This window comes from Streptomyces sp. AC627_RSS907, assembly GCF_019049165.1.
Window position 1 is genome coordinate 1 of the sequence record NZ_JAGMUE010000407.1, and the last position, 878, is coordinate 878.

The window sequence follows — 878 nt, forward strand, 5'->3', positions numbered from 1 at the left end:
CCATAGAATTGCCGAATGACTCCCCCTCCCCTCGATCACGACCTCGGCGACGTCTCCGCGGCGTCCGAGGCACTCGACGCGACCGACGCCCCCGGGGCGGCCGGCCCGTCCGGTGGCCCCGGCGGCCCCGCGAGTGCCGCCGCCGCGCCGGCCACGGGGCAGGCGGACACGGATCGCACCCCAGCCGGGTCCGCGGGCGCGGGGGGCGGCGGGGAGGAGTCGGCGGCCGTCCGCACGCTGCGCCGGGTCTTCGGTTACGACGCCTTCCGTGGCCCGCAGGAGGAGATCATCGAGCACGTCGTCGGCGGCGGCGACGCGCTCGTGCTGATGCCGACCGGTGGCGGCAAGTCGCTGTGCTACCAGATCCCCGCGCTGGTGCGCGGCGGCGTCGGCGTCGTCATCTCGCCGCTGATCGCGCTCATGCAGGACCAGGTCGACGCGCTGCGCGCGCTCGGCGTGCGCGCCGGCTTCCTCAACTCCACGCAGGACTTCGAGGAGCGGCAGGTGGTCGAGGCGTCGTTCCTCGCCGGCGAGATCGACCTGCTCTACCTGGCCCCCGAGCGGCTGCGCACGGAGTCCACGCTGCGGCTGCTCGACCGTGGCCAGATCTCGCTGTTCGCGATCGACGAGGCGCACTGCGTCGCCCAGTGGGGCCACGACTTCCGGCCCGACTACCTGGCCCTGTCCGCCCTGCACGAGCGCTGGCCCACCGTGCCGCGCATCGCGCTCACCGCGACGGCCACCGAGGCCACCCACGAGGAGATCGCCGTACGGCTGAACCTCAAGGACGCCCGGCACTTCGTCGCCAGCTTCGACCGGCCCAACATCCAGTACCGCATCGCGCCGAAGAACGAGCCGAAGAAGCAGCTCCTCGCGCT

1 protein-coding gene is annotated in these 878 nt (G+C 73.3%); it reads left to right on the forward strand.

All coding sequences use genetic code 11. The features are described from left to right. Positions 1–15 precede the first annotated feature (15 nt). Positions 16–878, forward strand: an 863-nt coding sequence (locus KUM32_RS36155) for a RecQ family ATP-dependent DNA helicase (RefSeq protein WP_254406636.1), incomplete at its 3' end; no start/stop codon positions are given.